Annotated in this window: 16 protein-coding genes; 8 read left to right on the top strand and 8 right to left on the bottom strand. The window is 65.4% G+C overall.

What is annotated here, in order from left to right:
• The first annotated feature begins 32 nt into the window (after positions 1 to 32).
• Complete coding sequence (locus DEJ27_RS17725; protein ID WP_181430121.1) at positions 33 to 674, top strand: hypothetical protein; 642 nt, start codon at positions 33 to 35, stop codon at positions 672 to 674.
• Between the two features lie 524 nt (positions 675 to 1,198).
• Here DEJ27_RS17725 and DEJ27_RS08435 read toward each other — a convergent pair.
• From DEJ27_RS08435 to DEJ27_RS08425, 3 genes are all read right to left on the bottom strand, one after another.
• Positions 1,199 to 1,411 (bottom strand): hypothetical protein, encoded by a 213-nt coding sequence (locus tag DEJ27_RS08435; RefSeq protein ID WP_111090728.1) that lies wholly within the window; start codon positions 1,409 to 1,411, stop codon positions 1,199 to 1,201.
• A gap of 212 nt (positions 1,412 to 1,623) precedes the next feature.
• The gene (locus DEJ27_RS08430) at positions 1,624 to 1,965 is read right to left on the bottom strand and encodes a hypothetical protein (protein ID WP_111090727.1); all 342 of its coding nucleotides are present in this window, start codon (positions 1,963 to 1,965) and stop codon (positions 1,624 to 1,626) included.
• 327 nt (positions 1,966 to 2,292) lie between these two features.
• Positions 2,293 to 2,943 (bottom strand): hypothetical protein, encoded by a 651-nt coding sequence (locus tag DEJ27_RS08425; RefSeq protein ID WP_111090726.1) that lies wholly within the window; start codon positions 2,941 to 2,943, stop codon positions 2,293 to 2,295.
• A 505-nt stretch (positions 2,944 to 3,448) separates the two neighbouring features.
• Here DEJ27_RS08425 and DEJ27_RS08420 point away from each other — a divergent pair.
• On the top strand, positions 3,449 to 4,285 hold the full coding sequence (locus tag DEJ27_RS08420) for an MFS transporter (RefSeq protein ID WP_258370317.1): 837 nt from the start codon (positions 3,449 to 3,451) through the stop codon (positions 4,283 to 4,285).
• A 315-nt stretch (positions 4,286 to 4,600) separates the two neighbouring features.
• Here DEJ27_RS08420 and DEJ27_RS08415 read toward each other — a convergent pair whose 3' ends face one another.
• Positions 4,601 to 5,356 carry a DeoR/GlpR family DNA-binding transcription regulator gene (locus DEJ27_RS08415; protein ID WP_111090724.1) on the bottom strand — a complete coding sequence of 252 codons (756 nt, stop codon included), beginning with the start codon at positions 5,354 to 5,356 and terminating at the stop codon, positions 4,601 to 4,603.
• Positions 5,357 to 5,479: 123 nt separating this feature from the next.
• On the opposite strand from DEJ27_RS08415, the gene DEJ27_RS08410 reads away from it, so the two are divergent.
• The 6 genes from DEJ27_RS08410 to glpX are packed head-to-tail and all read left to right on the top strand — an operon-like array spanning position 5,480 to position 12,679.
• On the top strand, positions 5,480 to 6,523 hold the full coding sequence (locus tag DEJ27_RS08410) for a 2-keto-3-deoxygluconate permease (RefSeq protein ID WP_111090723.1): 1,044 nt from the start codon (positions 5,480 to 5,482) through the stop codon (positions 6,521 to 6,523).
• Entirely contained in the window at positions 6,438 to 7,616 is a 1,179-nt protein-coding gene (locus DEJ27_RS08405; protein WP_258370316.1) for a zinc-binding dehydrogenase, read from the top strand. Before DEJ27_RS08410 ends, DEJ27_RS08405 begins: the two co-directional genes overlap by 86 nt.
• Positions 7,616 to 8,872 (top strand): RuBisCO large subunit C-terminal-like domain-containing protein, encoded by a 1,257-nt coding sequence (locus tag DEJ27_RS08400; RefSeq protein WP_111090721.1) that lies wholly within the window; start codon positions 7,616 to 7,618, stop codon positions 8,870 to 8,872. The genes DEJ27_RS08405 and DEJ27_RS08400 overlap by 1 nt, the downstream gene beginning before the upstream one ends.
• A complete protein-coding gene (locus DEJ27_RS08395; protein WP_181430119.1) occupies positions 8,872 to 10,185 on the top strand; it encodes a four-carbon acid sugar kinase family protein in 1,314 nt (437 codons plus the stop codon). Before DEJ27_RS08400 ends, DEJ27_RS08395 begins: the two co-directional genes overlap by 1 nt.
• The gene (locus DEJ27_RS08390; protein ID WP_375231893.1) at positions 10,182 to 11,669 is read left to right on the top strand and encodes a glyceraldehyde-3-phosphate dehydrogenase; all 1,488 of its coding nucleotides are present in this window, start codon (positions 10,182 to 10,184) and stop codon (positions 11,667 to 11,669) included. The genes DEJ27_RS08395 and DEJ27_RS08390 overlap by 4 nt, the downstream gene beginning before the upstream one ends.
• Positions 11,670 to 11,695: 26 nt before the next feature.
• Positions 11,696 to 12,679 carry a class II fructose-bisphosphatase gene (gene glpX / locus DEJ27_RS08385; RefSeq protein WP_111090814.1) on the top strand — a complete coding sequence of 328 codons (984 nt, stop codon included), beginning with the start codon at positions 11,696 to 11,698 and terminating at the stop codon, positions 12,677 to 12,679.
• Between the two features lie 305 nt (positions 12,680 to 12,984).
• Here the strand turns inward: glpX and DEJ27_RS08380 are convergent, their stop codons facing one another.
• From DEJ27_RS08380 to DEJ27_RS08365, 4 genes are all read right to left on the bottom strand, one after another.
• Positions 12,985 to 13,581: a peptidase M23 gene (locus DEJ27_RS08380; protein WP_146244670.1), complete on the bottom strand. Its 597-nt coding sequence runs from the start codon at positions 13,579 to 13,581 to the stop codon at positions 12,985 to 12,987.
• Complete coding sequence (locus DEJ27_RS08375; RefSeq protein ID WP_111090718.1) at positions 13,569 to 15,056, bottom strand: LCP family protein; 1,488 nt, start codon at positions 15,054 to 15,056, stop codon at positions 13,569 to 13,571. The genes DEJ27_RS08380 and DEJ27_RS08375 overlap by 13 nt, the downstream gene beginning before the upstream one ends.
• 115 nt (positions 15,057 to 15,171) lie before the next feature.
• Positions 15,172 to 16,572 (bottom strand): cell wall metabolism sensor histidine kinase WalK, encoded by a 1,401-nt coding sequence (locus DEJ27_RS08370; RefSeq protein ID WP_111090717.1) that lies wholly within the window; start codon positions 16,570 to 16,572, stop codon positions 15,172 to 15,174.
• Positions 16,569 to 17,246, bottom strand: coding sequence for a response regulator transcription factor (locus DEJ27_RS08365; RefSeq protein WP_111090716.1), 678 nt, complete (start codon positions 17,244 to 17,246; stop codon positions 16,569 to 16,571). Before DEJ27_RS08365 ends, DEJ27_RS08370 begins: the two co-directional genes overlap by 4 nt.
• Positions 17,247 to 17,250 lie beyond the last annotated feature (4 nt).

Here is a 17,250-nt window from a genome sequence, read left to right as displayed (position 1 = left end):
CCTGGACGGCGTTGGAGGCTGCCCGCGGCAACGTGCGCGCTCGACGCCGACGGATGCGGGACGAGTACCTGGTGTGGGTCGTTGACCAGGACGACGCCGGCGCTTCGCCGACGTCGGACGCCTTCCTGGCGACGGGCGCGACCTACTTGGGAATGTCGTACACGCAGGAGGATCTCGAGCAGACCGGGAAGTGGTTGCACGAGGGGCGTTTCATCAAGGGTCCGATAGCAAGCCAGCGCCCCGATCCGCTGCGGCCGTCACCTACCGCCAAGGGCCGGTGGATCGTCGAGGAGGGCAGATCAGTGAACGAGCCAGCGAACGGTGAGACGGCCGGCGGGTCGACGTACAACAACCACTTCCACGCACCTGCGAACGTGGCGCAGAACAGCCATGACGTGCACCAGACGATCAACATCGGATGGCAGGACCAGGCCCGCGAGCTCGTCGACGAGATCTCGCGCCGGCTCGACGACGTCGAGAGCGAGCAGGCTCGCACCGAGCTCGCCGCAACCGTCGCGGAACTCCGAGCAGAGGTCGATGGGCAGGCTCGTCCGCACGCGGTCCGCGGGATCGTGACGAAGCTAGGCCTGGCGATCACCACGGCGATGGCCGGTGAGCTCGGGTCCGAGCTCACGCAGCACGCCTTCCAGCTGCTCGGTGCGCTACCCGCGTAGGTGAAACTCGAACGGCTCGTCGCCGGCAACCGCCGCGGCGTACTTGTCGAGGTCCTCCGCTGAGAGCGCGGGGCTCGTCCGAATGCTTGCCTCCCGCACCGTCTCGGGCATTCGTGTCGGTAGGCGCAAGAAGTCGATGGATCAGGAGCGCGACTGGAGGCATCTTCCCGTTGAGGTTGAAGCTCAGCGAGTCCGCCGGCATAGATGAGCAAGAGGTAGCGCCGCTGTGCGTATCGGCGCGAGCGAGAACAGCCGGCCGCCTTTCAGGGTGGTCGCCTGTTTCGTCTAGGAGAGTGGCGGCAGGGCGTGGCTCGTACGCGTCGCGGCAGGCCCGGCTGCTGTGACAGCGTGAGGAGGCCTCGTGACCGTTTGCCGATCTTCGCGGGCTCACCGGGACCAGCGCGGTCGTCTTCCCCACGCGGGGGCCGGTGGCGCCAGTCTGATCGCCTCCCACGAGACGTAGCGCGGGCGTCGGTCGGGCTCGTCCAGCAAGGTTCGGTCAGACTCGCGGGACGACGACCACATCACACCTGGTCGTTGCGAAGCCGTTGTTCTACTCGCCCGTGGACGATGTCCGTGTAGCCGGACCGCTCGATCTCTCGTCGGATGAGGAGTCTGATGGACATGCCCGCATCATGCTGACGCTCCCACCAGTCGAGCACGGAGGTGTCGACCTTCGGGATTGAGATCCGCTTGCGCTCGGACGTGCCGTCCGCGGCTTCCATCTTCGCCATCATGTCCTGTTCCGATTGGGGCTCACCTCTCAGTCTCCTGTTCCGGCTGGCAGACGTCGAACCGACGGGCCGGACTGATCCTGTTTCGGTCTGGCGTCTCGGGCGGAGAGAGCCACGGCGGAGGGCGTTGCCGCCGAGATCGATCAGGGTCGTTCGTCGTGTTCAACGGCGTATGCCGCTTACGCCGGCCAGCGGTCAGACCCACCGGCGACTTCCTAGGACAGGACTGTGGGCCAAGCGAGCGTTCCCTCGGCCTCGAGGCGGTTCAGTTGCTCGATCAAGCGTTCTCGAGGGATTGAGTAAAGCGTTGGCTCCTGAATTGCCGAGCCTATGCGGTGAACCACCTCGTAGCCGCGCTTCTCCACGGGAGCAAGGAACATCGCGACACCAGACGGAAGCTCGAAGTACCACGTGTCGTACATTTGCGCCGGACCGAGGTGGCCGCGTCGCAGCGAAAGCCACCCTCGAGGCACCAGCACTTCGTCGAGCGCGGTGTCCAACCCGAGTTCGTAGTCGTCGTCGTCCAATTCAGCATCGGTTCCGTCTTCGAAGTCCATTGGTAGTCCGTTCCAGATATCGCTGTCGTCATTATAGAAACCGAGCACAGAGGGGTCGCCGGCTACTTGGAAGCGCTTCGCGGTCTCCCGCTCAATCGCAGACGTCGTCGATACCCAGGCGTCGAAGAGCGGGCCCGTACGCCTCGATCTGTGACAAGAAGACGAGTTCAACCCAGTCGGTGATGTTTCCCTTCTCATCGTCGGTCAGTTGCTCCCAAGACCCGAAAGTGGCTCTGCCGGATCGCCTTAGATGCCCTGTGACTACTCGAGCGGTTTCTTGGACGTGGACTTGACGAAAATCGTTCTCTCCTGAGCTGAGCGGTGCGCTCACAAGGCATCCCTGCTCTCGATGAGGTCCAGGACCGCGGAGACCGCGCCGCCCGCCAGCAACCACTGAGCAGGGGTCGTAGCGACCGCTGCCCGTAACGAGTCTTGAGGGGTCGCCATGAACGCCGCGTCACTCTGCCAACCAGCTCCGTCAGCCTCGAGGGACTCAAAAACCTCTGGAAGGTCGCGGATCGTCTTCATCGGCGGATTGCGAGGGTCGAACTGCCAATCGGGGAAGCGCAGCTGTCCATTCATCTTGATAGGAATCAGGTGTCGACTTGCGACTCGGCGGACAAGCTCCTCGTCATCGATCTGGAGGAAGGCTTTCGTCTCCTCCACGGAGAGGGTGGCGCAGACGGAGTTGAGCCACGTCCTCACGATCTTCAGGTGGAGTTCGCCCCGGCCGATCAAGCTTGCTTCTTGATCGATTGGCATCCCCAAGCTGGACGCCACACCAGCGAGGAGGCGCTCCCGGTCGTCGGCGGACAGTGACGGATCGTTTGGCTGCATCGAACGCAGGTGCTGCGTCAGCTCCTCGACAAGCCAGTCGCCGTCGACCTCGAGCCGAGCGACGGCCTGCGCGAAACGTCCGATCGTCTCACTCGTAGGCCGGCGAGAAGGAGCGGCTGGTGGCTGCGGTGGACCATACATGGGCCGCAGCTTGCACCCTCGAACCGGGTGCTGTCCAGTGCGTCAAGGGCGGCTCTCATCGGGGGTTTTTGCGGGATTGCTCGTATACGAGAGAAAGGCGGCCAGGAGCCTTGAAGAGACGTTCGGGCGATCATCCGCGAGACGCACTTGTCGGCTCGCGAGGGCGGCCAAACCCACGGTGCTGTCGGTGCCGCGGCAGGCTCTCGGTCGACCAGATAGCTGCGATAACTGTGATTCTCGTCGGCTTGGATCCGACCCCTTGAAGTGACATGGGGCTGAGCTGTCGCAGCGGTGGACGGGGACTCGTGTCGTCCGCCAGCTAGCTTGTTCGACTGCCACTCAGCGTGTCTGAACTGCGAGGGTGGACACGGTGTTCGGCAGGGAAGTGCTCGAGCGGGGCGCGCGCAGTGATCTGGACCCCGCGCTGGCGTCCTCCGACGGGTAGCGCCGCAAGCCTGCGTGTTGCATTTGGCGGCCCGTCATCGGGCAGATTCGCGGGGCAGTCTTGCGGCCATCCCCAGGTCAAACAGGACGCGCCGCTCGCCTTGAGGACCGCAGACGGCGCTCTTTGCTCATTGCTAGACACAGGCGCATGCTCGCCGTCGTTGTTGGTGCCTCATTCGTCTGGTGGGAGCTGCGGGCACCCGAACCGTTGGTTCCGCTGACCGTGTTCCATTCCCGGAGCTTCACGATGGCCAGCATTTTTGCCTTCGTCACCGGTGCTGAGATGTTCGCCGCCGTACTCTACCTACCCCTGTTTCAACAGACCGTCCAGGGAGCCTCCGCCAGCGCAGCCGGCTTGCTCCTGCTTCCGATGATGGTCCCGGTCATCATCGTGTCCCAGGTGGCAGGGCGAGTGATGACCCGCACCGGGAAGTACAAGCTCTTCCCCATCATCGGAGCGATCTCGCTGATCATCGGCGCGGCCCTGCTCGCCACCATGACCACGAACACACCGATGGCCGTCACGGCGTTCTTCATGATCTTCATGGGCATAGGCTCCGGCCGGACGCAGCAGATGACCACCACGATCGCGCAGAACAGTGTCGAGCAACGTGACATTGGCACCGCTTCGGGCGTCGTCACGCTCCTGCGCACTCTCGGCGGGTCAATCGCCGTCGCCGTTTTCGGCAGCATCTACACCACAAACACCAGCGGCCTCACCGGCACCGCCCTAAACACCGGCACTGCTGCGAGCACGCACCTCATCTTCATCATCGTCACGGCAGCCTCCGCACTCGAGCTCGGTGCCGCGATCGCCGTGCGCGAGGTCCCCTCCGCGGACGCTCAGCGGCGGCACAAGTTGCATCAACCATCGAAAGCTCGGCAGGAGCAGCAGTAACAAGAGAACAGCTGTGACATTCACCGTCCGGTCCGGGGCTGCTACCCGGCTCCACTTAGACGCTCGCGCAGAGGTGCATCAGCGATCGTTGCGACGTCGCCTGGTAGGGGATCCTCTACCGGAACGACCAAGAGCGGCAGCGAAAGGGCTGCCCAGGCCGATCCGAGACAGCCAGACCTGCAGCAGTCCCGCCGGGGCGGACTCACTGAGCGGGACGTTCAACTCCCCCGACCGCTAGTCTGCGGTCGGACCTTTCGGCCGTTTGCGTGCAATTCTCGCCATGTGCCGGCTCCTACCGAGGCGCCTCGGTAGCCATCACCTGGTCGCTCGAGTGACCCCGACTGCAGAGGGCACATCATCCAGGATCGCCCGCGTGTCAGTCACGATGTGTGAGACGAGGTCTGCGGGGCCGAGTGTGAAGGCCGCGCGGGCGGCGAACTTCGTGTAGTCGGCGGCCAGGACGACCTCGTCCGTTGCTTGCACCAAAGCGCGACGAACCTCTACCTCGGCGGGATCGAAGTATGAGATGCCTTGGGTGCCGGAGTAACCTGCGCACCCGAGAACGAGCGTGTCGAGATGAACGTTCTGGCGGATGTCCAGGATGTTGCCGTTGACAAGGCTCAATTCCTCCGTGAGTACTCCGCCGAGCAGAATTGCCCGGCATGCTGAGCTGCGGAAGGCTGAGGCGACCGGGATCGAGTAAGTGACGATGACGAGGTCGTCTCGTTGAGCCAGCACCTCGGCAACGGCCAGGCAGGTGGTCCCGATGTCGATACCGACGGTCTGTCCGCCAGGGATACGGAGTGACACCGCGTCCGCGATGGCCCGCTTCTCGGTTTCTCGCTCGCCGGCTCGCCGTTCGAATACCGGCGCCCGTACGGCTCGGGCGCCTCCATGGATCCGGTCGACCTTGCCAGCAGCAGCGAGTGCTGCGAGGTCACGACGGATCGTCATTTCGGCGACCTCGAACTGGGAGGCAAGCGTCCCAACGTCGGCGGTCTCGCCGGCCACAATCCGACGCAGGATCTCCGCCTGTCGTTGTTCCCGGCTGCCGGTCGCCTGCGAGTGCATTTCTCAACTCTACCGGCCTGTTCGGTCGAACATCCGATGAGCAAGGGATCGGGTTGACACCAGGGGGGGCGGAGCGTACCGTCGCCGCCAGACGTGTTCGAACGAACATCAACGGAGAGATCAATGACGATTCCCATCAAGCGCACCATTGAGCGTGTTCCCGGCGGCATGATGCTGGTTCCGCTCGTCCTCGGCGCCATCATCAACACCGCAGCCCCCGGTACGGGAACCTTCTTCGGCTCCTTCACCGGTGCGCTCTTCACCGGCCTCACCCCGCTGCTCGCGGTGTTCTACATGTGCCTCGGCTCCACCCTCGACATCAAGACCACGCCGTACATCGCCAAGAAGGGCGGCGTGCTGCTGGCGTCGAAGATCGCCTTCGCCGTCGTCGTCGGCGTCATCGCCGCGCACGTGCTCGGTCAGGGTCCCGTGTCGGGCGGTATCTTCGCCGGTTTGTCTGCCCTCGCGTTGGTTGCTTCGCTCAGCGACACGAACGGTGGCCTGTACATGTCGCTAATGGGGCAGTTCGGCCGGAACAAAGACGTGGGCGCGTACAGCGTCATGTCCCTTGAAAGCGGTCCGTTCCTGACGATGCTGATCCTCGGCGTCGCCGGCTTGTCCGCGTTCCCGTGGCAGACGCTTGTCGGAGCGATCCTTCCGCTGCTGCTCGGTATGGCCCTCGGCAACCTGGATCCGGCGATGCGGAAGTTCCTCGCCCCGCTGGTGCCGGCGATGGTTCCTTTCCTCGGCCTCACCCTCGGTCTGACCCTCAACCTGACGGCGGTCTGGACCGCCGGCTTGCTGGGCCTCGCTCTCGGTGTCGGTGTCGTCGTCATCGGTGGAGCGTGGATGCTACTCATCGACAAGCTGACCAAGGGCAACGGAGTCGCCGGTCTCGCCGCAGCCTCAACCGCTGGTAACGCAGCGGTTGTCCCGGCAATCGTCGCCGCAGCTAACCCGGCGTACGAGTCGTCTGCGGAATCGGCAACGATCCTGGTCGCCGCCTCCGTCGTGGTCACTGCCGTTCTCTGCCCCATCGTCACCTCCCTCTGGTACCGGTACCGCGTCGCCAACGACCCCCGTGAAGCCGAAGCCGCAGCCGCAGAGCGCCGTGAGGTGGAAGCGTCCGTTCGCGTTGACGGCGCAAGCCGCCGACCAGCTGTATGACGCACGACCCCAGACCCATCCCCACGACGTTCAGCACCACGGAGACATCATGAAAGCAGTAGTCAAGACCGCTCCCGCTCGCGGAGCCGAGTTCCACAGCGACTGGGCCGAAGCCGAATGCCGCGCCGATGAGGTACGCATCCAGATCGCAGCAGCATCCGTCTGCGGCACGGACCGCGAACTGTTTGAATACACCGACTCCGCAAAGGCGTTCGGGTTGGCATTCCCGGTCGTGCTCGGACACGAGCTCTCCGGCACCGTGATCGAGACCGGCAAGGATGTCCGATCGGTCATGGTCGGCGACCGTGTTGCCCTCGAGTCGCACCTCATGTGCGGGCACTGCTTCCCCTGCCGAACCGGCAACGCCCACAACTGCGAGAACTTGACCATCCTCGGTATGCACTTCGACGGCGCATTCGCTGAGCGAGTCGTCGTTCCGGAACGGATCTGCTTCAAGCTCCCCGAAGCGCTCCCGCTGGAAAGCGGTGCACTGTTGGAGCCCGCCGGTGTCGCCATGCACGCCGTGCAGCGGGCCGCACAGACCGTACCCGGACAGCGGGTCCTCATCAGCGGGTCCGGACCGGTCGGCATGGTCCTCAGCCGCCTCGTCACGCTCATGGGCGCTTCGGACGTCGTCGTCATCGAGCCGAACCCGTACCGCCGGCAGCTCGCAGCGGACCTCGGCGCTCACACGCTGACGCCCGACGACGACATCGTCGCGTTCTGTCGCGACCGCTCCGGCGACCACGGCGGCTTCGACGTGGCGTTCGAGGTGTCGGGAGCAGCGTCCGCGCTGCCGACACTGTTCGATGCCACCCGCCGTGAAGGCACCATCGTGACGGTCGGGCATCCCGGCCGCCCCATTCCCATCGACATCGCCCAGTACATCAACAAGAAGGGCATCACCCTGCGGGGCGTCTTCGGACGTCGACTCTGGGACACCTGGGAATCCATCGCCACCCTCGTCAGCAGCGGCCAACTCGACCTCGGCGCTCTCGTCACCAACCGGCTCCCGCTCGAAGAGTTCGAGCACGCCATCGACCTACTCACTCAGGACTCCTGCAAGGTCCTGCTGATCCCGGAAAGCAACTGATGACGAACACCTTCTTCCGTGCCCGATACCTGATCAGCTCCTACCTGCCGCTGGAGCAGGCGGCTGCAGTGCTCGCTGGCGAACAGTCATCCGGAACCTTCACCCGCGTCCGAGACGAAAGCGCCGAACTCAAGGCCCGCCACGGCGCTCGCGTCGTCGGCCTCACCCCCGTGGAGCCGCCACTCGAGCAGCTTCCCGGGGCGCTGAACCCCAACCGTCGCAGCACACCTGACGCGGCGCTGCTCGACATCGACTTCCCCGTGGAGAACATCGGGACCTCGCTTCCAAGCCTGCTGAATACGGTCGCCGGTAACCTCTACGAGCTGCGTGAGTTCGCGGCCGTGAAGCTGCTCGACCTGGAAATCCCGCAACCGGTCCTCGACCGGTATCCCGGACCCTCTGCAGGGATCGCCGGCACCAGCCGACTCGTCAGCCCGGATCACCGCGGCGCCGTCGTCGGCACCATCGTCAAGCCCTCCGTCGGCCTTCCGCTGGACAAGCTCGGCAAGCTCGTCGAAGAACTGGCACTCGCGGGGCTCGACTTCATCAAGGACGACGAGCTGAACGCAGACCCCTCGTACGCGCCGCTCGCCGACCGCATCGCGACCGTCATGCCAGCGATCCACCGGGCCGCTGAGATCACTGGCAAGAAGACGATGTACGCCTTCAACATCAGCGACGACATCGACGTCATGCTGCACAACGTGGAACTCGTGCAAGCAGCTGGCGGGACCTCAGTGATGGTCACGGTCCCAACCGTTGGCCTGCCTGGCCTTCGCGCCGTCCGCGCCGCCACCGACCTTCCTATCCACGGACACCGTGCCGGCTTCGAAGGGTTCGGACGTTCCAACGCGCTCGGCATGGACTACACGGTGTTCCAGAAACTTGCCCGGCTCGCCGGGGCGGACCACCTGCACGTCGGCGGTGTCAACTCGAAGTTCTTCGAATCCAACGATTCCGTCCTGGCGAGCATCCGCGCAATCCAGGCACCCCTCGGCACCACGACCCCCGCGCTTCCCGTCCTCTCCTCCGGCCAGTCCGCCGCGACCGCCCAAGCGACATACGAACTCGTCGGCTCCGACCAACTGATGGTGCTCGCCGGCGGTGGGATCACCGGACACCCGGACGGCCCGGCGGCCGGTGTCGCGAGCATGCGGAGCGCGTGGAACGCCGTAGCGGACGGGCGAGCAGTGAGCGACGCCGCCGCGGAGGATCAGCCGCTGCAGTCCGCTCTTGCCGCGTTCGGGGCTCGATGATGAGCAGGCCCCTCACCTGGTTCGGGGACGACTTCACCGGCTCCGCGGACGTGCTCCTGCAGTACGCCCGCGCCGGCCTCTCCGGCCTGCTGTTCCTGCGCACCCCGACGCCTGACGAACTCGCCGAAGCGGCCGCCACCCACCGGACCGTCGGCATCGCAGGTGTCACACGTGCACTGCACCCTGAGCAGATTGCACCGGTCGTGGAGGAAGCGTTCGCGCTGCTCGAGAGCATCGACCCGCGCGTCGTACAGTACAAAATCTGCTCCACCGCCGACTCCTCGCCGGAGTTCGGCAACATCAAGCCCGCCGTCGACGCCGGCCGGCGCCGCTTCGGTTCCGGCCCCGTTGGCATCCTCGTCGCGCAGCCGGACCTTGGGCGATACACGGTGTTCGCAAACCACTTCGGACGCGACGCGAACGGCATCCACCGTCTCGACCGCGTGAACGCGATGGCGAACCACGCCGTTACGCCCATGCACGAGGCCGATCTCCGCCTTCACTTCGCCGAGCAACTCGGTACCAACGTTGGCGGGGTGCCCATCACAGAACTCCGCGCGGGTCGAGGAGCTGACGCCATCTCCCTGCTCGCAGCGACCGGCGTGAACGCGTTCGTCCTGGACAGCCTGGAAACCACAGACCTCGAATCTGCCGCTGCGGCGCTGCTCACCACATCACCGAGCAAGCTCTTCACCGTCGGCTCGGGCGGCCTTGCCACCGGGCTTGCCGCAGCGCTCGGTGAGACGGGAGCCGGATGGGCCGGCCATAACCTCACCGGCCCGGCGCCAGCCCGCTGCCTCGTTGTCTCTGGGTCCGCGTCACGGCGAACGACGGAGCAGATCGACGAAGCCGTCGCGAACGGGTGGACGGCGATCGCGCTTGACCCGACAGACGTGACACCTGACGCGATCGACCGGGTGGCAACAGCCGCCGCGGCGGCGTTCGAATCAACACCGGGCGTGATCGTCTACACCGCCCACCAGCGACTCCTGCGCGCAACCGGGCCCGTCGACTCGGCATCCGTCGGGCACGCGCTGGCAGCCGTCATCCGCGACGTCAAGCGACACGTCGACGTTCCCCGAATCTTCGTCGCAGGCGGGGACACATCAGGGTTCGTGCTCACCGGTTTGAAGGCGGCGACGCTAACGGCAATCGGGACCGTCGGTACGGACCTTCTCCTCGGGTCGGTCACCTCCGACGACCCCGACCTCGGCTCGTTCGAAGTCGTCCTCAAGGGCGGTCAACTCGGCGCCCTGGACGTTTTCCAAGAAGCACTCGAAGTGGGCACCACCCCGATCGGAGCGCACGTATGAACACCGGAGACCAGACAATGCAGATCCGAGAACACCAGCAAATCCAATGGGACGACGACCTCGCCCACGCGGAGGCAGCGATCCCCATCATCGGGCGCCTGTACCGGGAACGAGGGGTCGTGGTCTCGCTCTTCGGCCGACCACTCCTCGGCCAGTCACCCATCGGCATCCTCAAGGCGCACCGCTACAGCCGCCACATCGATGAAGAGCCCCCATCGATCACCGAAACCCTCAGCGTGCTCACCGCTTTGGACTGGGTCAACACCCCCGGAGTCTCCGTCGACATCGGCCAGCTCCTGCGACAGCACCGCACATCCCCGGTAGAGGAAACCATCGCTGACCGGCTCCGCCGCGAACTCGCCGCCCTCAGTGAAGCCGCATCGAACCCGTCGGAGCCCCGCGATGTCGTCCTCTACGGCTTCGGGCGCATTGGACGCATGCTCGCCCGGATCCTCGTCGAACGAGCTGGCGGAGCCTCAGCCCTGACGCTCCGCGCGATCGTTGTGAAACGACGGGGTGAGAACGACCTCGCTAAGCGCGCCAGCCTTCTTCGCCGCGATTCGATCCACGGCCCGTTCGAGGGCTCTATCACGATCGACACCGTCAACAACACGATCCTCGCCAACGGCACCCTTATCCAGGTCATCTACTCGGATGCGCCCGATGAGGTCGACTACACCGCGTACGGCCTCAACGACGCGATCATCGTCGACAACACCGGCAAGTGGCGCGATGAAGCTGGCCTCTCCCGTCACCTCGCTGCCCGCGGCGCTTCCAGAGTCCTGCTGACCGCCCCCGGCAAAGGCGCGCTCCCGAATATCGTGCACGGTGTCAACGACGACCTCATCGCGGACCAGCCCATCATCACGGCGGCCTCCTGTACGACGAACGCGATCGTGCCGGTCTTGAAGGTCATCGAGGACGCGTACGGCATCAGCAACGGGCACGTCGAAACGGTCCACTCGTTCACCAACGACCAGAACCTCGTCGACAACTTCCACCCGGCAGAACGCCGAGGCCGGGCCGCCGGACTGAACATGGTCATCACCGAAACCGGTGCGGCCAAGGCCGCCGAGAAAGCGCTCCCGAATCTCGCTGGGAAGCTGAGCGGAAGCGCCGTCCGGGTCCCGACCCCGAACGTGTCCCTGGCGATCCTGAGCCTGACGCTCGACCAGCCAGTCACGGCAGAAGACGTGAACGCCCTCTTGCGAAGCGTGTCACTGGAAGGGCCGCTCCGACGCCAGATCGACTACATCGAATCCCCGGAAGTCGTCTCCACCGACTTCCTCGGATCCCGCCGCGCGGGAATCGTCGACGGCCTCGCAACGATCGCCACCGGCGGAACCAACATCGTCCTTTACGTCTGGTACGACAACGAATCCGGATACAGCCGCCAAGTGCACCGCGTCCTCACCGCGATGGCCGGGCAACATGAGGTGCGCCTGCCAGGCGCAGCCGCGCGCATCTTGGAGGCTGCCCAGTGAACGTGGCAGTGCCCCAACCCGGCGCACTGACGACTGAGACCGGCGCTCTGTTCCTCCAGCCCGACCGCAACCTGGCGCTCGAGCTCGTGCGTGCGACGGAGGCCGCTGCGATCCGTGCGCAGCCGTGGGTCGGTCGTGGTGAGAAGAACCTCGCCGACGGTGCCGCGGTCGACGCGATGCGCAAGTTCCTCGGCACGGTCAACTTCGACGGCGTCGTCGTCATCGGTGAGGGCGAGAAGGACAACGCCCCGATGCTCTACAACGGCGAGCACGTCGGCAACGGTCACGGGCCGGCCTGCGACATCGCGGTCGACCCGATCGACGGCACCTCGCTCACCGCCGCCGGCCGCCAGAACGCCATCTCCGTCATGGCCGTCTCCGACCGCGGCTCGATGTACGACCCGTCTGCCGTGTTCTACATGGACAAGATCGCCGCCGGCCCCGAGGGTCGCGGGGTCCTGGACCTCGAGAAGCCGATCGGCGAGAACATCCGCGCGCTGGCGAAGGCCAAGGGCAAGGACCTCGAGGACATGGTCGTCGCCGTCCTCGACCGCCCGCGCCACGACGAGCTCATCCGCCAGATCCGCGCGACCGGTGCCGGTACCCGACTGCTGCTCGACGGTGACGTCGCCGGCGGCATCGCCGCCGCCCTGCCCGGCTCGACGATCGACATGTGCGTCGGGGTCGGCGGCACGCCCGAGGGCATCATCACCGCGTGCGCGATCAAGGCGCTCGATGGCGTGATCCTCGGCAAGCTCCAGCCGAAGGACGACGAGGAGCGTGAGCGCGCCATCGCGGCCGGTCACGACCTCGACAAGGTGCTCGACCAGGACGACCTCGTCACGGGGGACAACACGTTCTTCGTCGCGACCGGTGTCACCGACGGTGTCCTGGTCGGCGGTGTCCGTCGTTCGCGCGGCGTCATCCACACCGACTCGCTCGTGCTCCGGTCCCGCTCGAACACGATCCGTCGTATCCAGGCGGACCACCGCGCCGAGAAGTGGTTCTGACACAGACTGCCGGATCGAATCGCCCCTGATCCGGCTAGGGCCAGCCCGGAACGGCTCCTCGAAGTCGCTACGGAACTCAACGGACGACCCCGCGAAACGCTCTGACCACCACGCGAGCGTGCCCAGCCGAGGAGCTGGGGGAGGTGGTCTTGGTGTCGGTCGTGGATGGGGTGTGGCGCATCGAGCACAGCCCGCGAACGCAGGATCACCCGAACCTGCAGCAGTCCCGAACATGTTTGACTTTGGTTCTCATCTCCGGCCGAGCTGATCTTTCGGCGACGGGCGCACAGCCCGTGACTTCCGCATCACGCGTATCGCTCGATGAGTTTCGAGTGCCTGGATTCGATCATTTGCACGAGCGTGACGGCCCTTTCCCAGTAGGGCGTGTAATGATTGGGGTCTGCGTTGATCTGCACGGCATGTGCTGCCTCGGTAGGGGTGAGCTGGTCCCAGTACGGGGTGACGAGCAGCTGCTTGTAGAACAGATGGGCACTGGCGACAGGGTCCAGCCTGGTGCCTCGTGAACCCCAGATGTCGCGTTGTTGAAACAGGCCGATGGAGTCGGGTCCTGCTTCGTCACCATGTTCCAAGTTCAGCAGGGACGACTCGCCCATCGCGGTCATGACGGCTATTTCAATGCCGCGCTGTGGGACGTGGTCGGATCGTCCGGCGGCGATGATCGCGGCCGCGTTCTCAATCTGCGCTTTCGAGTACTCCGGTGCGGGGGGCGCCGTTGGGGAGCTGGCAGCCGGACGGGTCTCGACGTGGATGGCGGCGATTGCGACGAGCGCGCCAATGACGGTGAGCAGCAGGGCGACGAGGAGCGCAACAGCTGTGCGGTCCAGACGCCGCTGATTCCGCTGACGTTTCGAGCGCCGCTCGTTCCTGGTCAATTGATGCATGGCACGTCAGCGAATCGTGTGCCCGCGGTCGGCGTTGCATCAGGGGTCGCCGGCTTTGCCGTTGCTTGTGGCGCCGAAGGCATCGAGGGTTTCGCCGCGTCTGTCGCACGCACGCTCTTGCCGTCGGTTCCGAGGACCAGTGTCACGGCCGTGACGTTTTTCGACTCGACAGAGGCGGCCCCAGGGACGGTATTCGCGAGTGCCTTGGCGGCGGCTTCTGAGCCTGACGGGTACTGCACGAGGGTTTGATTTGTGGTGGTCGGGGCGGTACTCGGTTCCGCCATCCCGAAGCCGCGAGCGGTGAGGGCCGTGGTTGCGGCCGCAGCTGCTCCAGCCGTCCCCGAACCATTCACCACCACGGCGTGCACGGTCGATGGGTTTGCTGGCTTGGCTTTCTGGTACTGCTCGGGCTGCCCAACGATGCTCTCAATGAACGCCGGCATCGCAGCCTGATCGACTTCCACGATGGACAGCGCACTGCCGTTGACGGTGATGGTCGGTGTGCCGGAGACAGGGATCGTCGCGGATCGGATCGCGGTGGGGCGAAGGTGTCGCAGCTGCGTGGCGAGCTGGGCGATGTCGAGATCGTCGTCGGTTTCGATAGAGGAGCTCACAGCGGTGAGTACCGTGTTGAGCTTGACCGGGTTGAGCAGCGTTCCTGCGGACAGGATGCGCTTGGCTTCTACGGTGAGGAAGTACTGCTGGCGGACCTGCCGATCGAGGTCGCCGCGCAATAGACCGTGCCGTTGCCGCACGAAGGACAGCGCCTGACTGGCATTCAGCGTCGACTTACCGGCGGGCAGGTCGACGCCAGAGTAGGGGTCCTTTGTCGCCTGGTTCAGGCAGACCTGTACCGGGCCGAGCGCTTTGACGATGTCGTAGAAACCCAGCAGGGAGACCCGAACGTAGTGGTCGATCGTGAGGCCGGTCAGTTCCTGCACGGTGCTGATCAGGAGCTTGGCGCCGCCAGCAGACCCGCCGTCCTGGCTGCCCCACGCGAACGCGGCGTTGAGCTTGCTTTTCCCGTGGCCGGGGATGTCGACGTAGGAGTCCCGCGGCATGGAGATCATGGACGCGGATCGTCCATCAGCGCTGACGTGCAGCACGATCATGGTGTCCGTGTTCATTGACCCACCGTCGTCCTCGGTGCCGAGCTCACGCATCTGTTCCGCTGACGCACCCTGAGGTCGGTGATCGTCGCCGACGAGGAGGATGTTCTGCGCGGTGCCGTCGACGTCTTCGTGCTTCTTGTTCGCGGTCTTCGGGATGGCGTCGACGTGAGTCACGTTGCCGGTGAACTGCGTGTAGCTCCACGCGGCGTACCCGAGTGGGACGAGCACGGTGAGCGCTGCCGTTGCACCAATGAGCGGGAGCAGGCGTCGACGACGTCGAACCCGGCGGGCGTGCCGGGCGACATCAGCGGCCGCGTCGACGTCCTCGGGTGGATATGACGCGAAGTCGTGGGGGTCCTGCATGTGGCGGTCCTTCCGTTCTCCGAACGGGACCACCCTGGGTTGCTGGCGTCAGGGAAACGTTGCAAGAGCGTGTCAACTCCGTCACGGCGCCTGAATCAGCTCAGTCGTCCGCCTGCTACAGCGCCGGAAGGGTTCGCGGCAGCGTGAGGAGGAACGTGGTCGGTGCCGTCGATTCCAGGACGAGATTGCCGCCGAGGAGCTGTGCTGCCTCCCGTGCGATTGCGAGCCCGATACCGGTGCTGTCCTGGTCGCGTCGGCCCGCGTCGAGCATTGTGAAGCGGTCGAATACCCGGTCAGTGTCTGCTGACGCGATACCGGTACCCGTATCGATAACACGAACCTGCACCTCGTCGCCCACGGTCGCAACGATGGAGATCGGAGGTGTTCCGTGCCGAACTGCGTTCGTGATGAGGTTCGAGACGATCTTCCGGAGAAGCGACGGATCCGTCTGCAACACCGTTCCGGGTGGGCATTCGACCGTGACGTCTTCCGTGGGGGCTGAGAGATCGACGACGTCCTGTAGAAGCTCACCGAGGTCGACCGGTGACGAGTCCACGCGGCGCACCCCGGCGTCTATCCTCGACAGTTCCAAGACCTCGTTGACCAGTGCGCTAAGCCGGTCGGTCCCGCGGCGGGTGATTCCGATCGCGACGTCCCGGTCCTCCGGGTCGGCGTCGGCGAAGTCGTCGAGGATCTCGGATACCGCCATCATCGAGGTCAGCGGCGTGCGCAGCTCGTGGGCGACATCGCTGACCAGGCGGCGGGCGTGCCCTTCTCGTCGGCGGAGCTCGTCAATGCTCGCGTTCAGGGATGTTGCTGAGTCGTGGAGCGCGCGGGCGACATCATCGACGTCGCGGAATCGGGACCGGAGCGCTGGCTCGGCCGCACTGTCCTGGCCGAGGTGTCGTGCTCGTTCCGCCAGGCGTCGGATCGGCCGAGTCAGGAGCGTACCCAGCCAGATGGCGATGACGACGGCGAGGAGCACGGCGCCGAGACCGATCAGCGCAGCGACACTGACGAGGTGTTGCACCTGGGCGCGTTCCGGAGCGAGGGAGAACGCTGTGACGATCGCGACCCGTGCGCCGGGGTCCCTGGGCAGGGTGGAGGTGACGGTGCCAATGTAGAACGTCGGACCGCGCGGTTCGTTGATGCGGAGGAACCGCACCGCGCCGGAAGGGTCCGACCAGCCGTCGCTGATGGCGGCTGGGATGTCTTGTCTGGTGAGGGCGCCGTATGCGCGTTTCGACGTCAGGTCGATGATGCTCGTTCTGCCGGGGAGGTTCTGCGACCGGTACTCGAGCGTGATGCTGTCGTCCTGGGCGCTGATCTGCTTGATCAACGTGTCGGTGGTGTCCCGGAACTGGTCGAGGAGCACGTTCTGACGTGCTTCGAAGATGTTGGCGCGTGCTGCGAGCACGAGCGCCGTTGCCGTCATGGTGGACACCAACGCTGTGCTGAGCACGAGCACCAAGACCAGCACCGCCCGCAAACTCAGCAGCTTCCGCGGACGGGTCATCGGAGGCGGTACCCGAACCCGCGGAGCGTCTCGAGTGACGGCTCGTGCAGGTCCGCCTCCGCGAGCCGGGCGCGTAGACGCTGCATCGCCGTGTCGACGACTCGGGGTGTGTTCGGCGGGTTCTCTCGCCAGACTTCGTCGATGAGGTGCTCGCGGCTGAGGGCCTGCCCGTGATTGCGAGCCAGCTCGGCGAGGAGCCGGAACTCCGTTGCTGACAGCGTCAGCGCCGTCCCCTTCACTCGTGCTTCGGCGGCGGCTTCGTCAATCTCGAGATCACTGATCGTGACGACGGGCTCACGAGCGGTGCGCTCAGTCGTGCTGCTGCGGCGCAGGACGGCCCGGAGGCGAGCTTCGAGGACTGGTGCGCTGACCGGTTTGACGATGTAGTCGTCCGCACCGGCTTCGAGCCCGCCGACGACGTCGACGTCTTCATCGCGTGCGGTGAGCATCACGGTGGGAAATCCCCAACGCGTTCGGATTGCTCGGCACAGGGAGAATCCGTCCCCGTCGGGCAACATTACGTCGATCACGCCGACGTCCGGAGCAACCGTTCCGGCGAGGGACAGTGCGCTCTCGACCGAGGCTGCGGTGACGACCTGATGGCCGCGGCGCTTGAGTGCTGCGGTGAATCCGAGCCGGATCTCGGGGTCGTCGTCGACGAGCAGGATCCGCATGGGT

This window comes from Curtobacterium sp. MCPF17_018, assembly GCF_003234135.1.
Lineage (GTDB): Bacteria > Actinomycetota > Actinomycetes > Actinomycetales > Microbacteriaceae > Curtobacterium > Curtobacterium flaccumfaciens.
This window is presented reverse-complemented; position numbering and strand designations above follow the sequence as displayed.

What these genes read in the sequence shown, in the direction of transcription:
- DEJ27_RS08375 (WP_111090718.1), bottom strand. Translation starts at nt 15,056, where the DNA reads ATGCAGGACCCCCACGACTTCGCGTCATATCCACCCGAGGACGTCGAC.
- DEJ27_RS08430 (WP_111090727.1), bottom strand. Translation starts at nt 1,965, where the DNA reads ATGGACTTCGAAGACGGAACCGATGCTGAATTGGACGACGACGACTAC.
- DEJ27_RS08425 (WP_111090726.1), bottom strand. Translation starts at nt 2,943, where the DNA reads ATGTATGGTCCACCGCAGCCACCAGCCGCTCCTTCTCGCCGGCCTACG.
- DEJ27_RS08365 (WP_111090716.1), bottom strand. Translation starts at nt 17,246, where the DNA reads ATGCGGATCCTGCTCGTCGACGACGACCCCGAGATCCGGCTCGGATTC.
- DEJ27_RS08435 (WP_111090728.1), bottom strand. Translation starts at nt 1,411, where the DNA reads ATGATGGCGAAGATGGAAGCCGCGGACGGCACGTCCGAGCGCAAGCGG.
- DEJ27_RS08390 (WP_375231893.1), top strand. Translation starts at nt 10,182, where the DNA reads ATGAACACCGGAGACCAGACAATGCAGATCCGAGAACACCAGCAAATC.
- DEJ27_RS08380 (WP_146244670.1), bottom strand. Translation starts at nt 13,581, where the DNA reads ATGCATCAATTGACCAGGAACGAGCGGCGCTCGAAACGTCAGCGGAAT.
- DEJ27_RS08370 (WP_111090717.1), bottom strand. Translation starts at nt 16,572, where the DNA reads ATGACCCGTCCGCGGAAGCTGCTGAGTTTGCGGGCGGTGCTGGTCTTG.
- DEJ27_RS08400 (WP_111090721.1), top strand. Translation starts at nt 7,616, where the DNA reads ATGACGAACACCTTCTTCCGTGCCCGATACCTGATCAGCTCCTACCTG.
- DEJ27_RS08395 (WP_181430119.1), top strand. Translation starts at nt 8,872, where the DNA reads ATGAGCAGGCCCCTCACCTGGTTCGGGGACGACTTCACCGGCTCCGCG.
- DEJ27_RS08410 (WP_111090723.1), top strand. Translation starts at nt 5,480, where the DNA reads ATGACGATTCCCATCAAGCGCACCATTGAGCGTGTTCCCGGCGGCATG.
- DEJ27_RS08415 (WP_111090724.1), bottom strand. Translation starts at nt 5,356, where the DNA reads ATGCACTCGCAGGCGACCGGCAGCCGGGAACAACGACAGGCGGAGATC.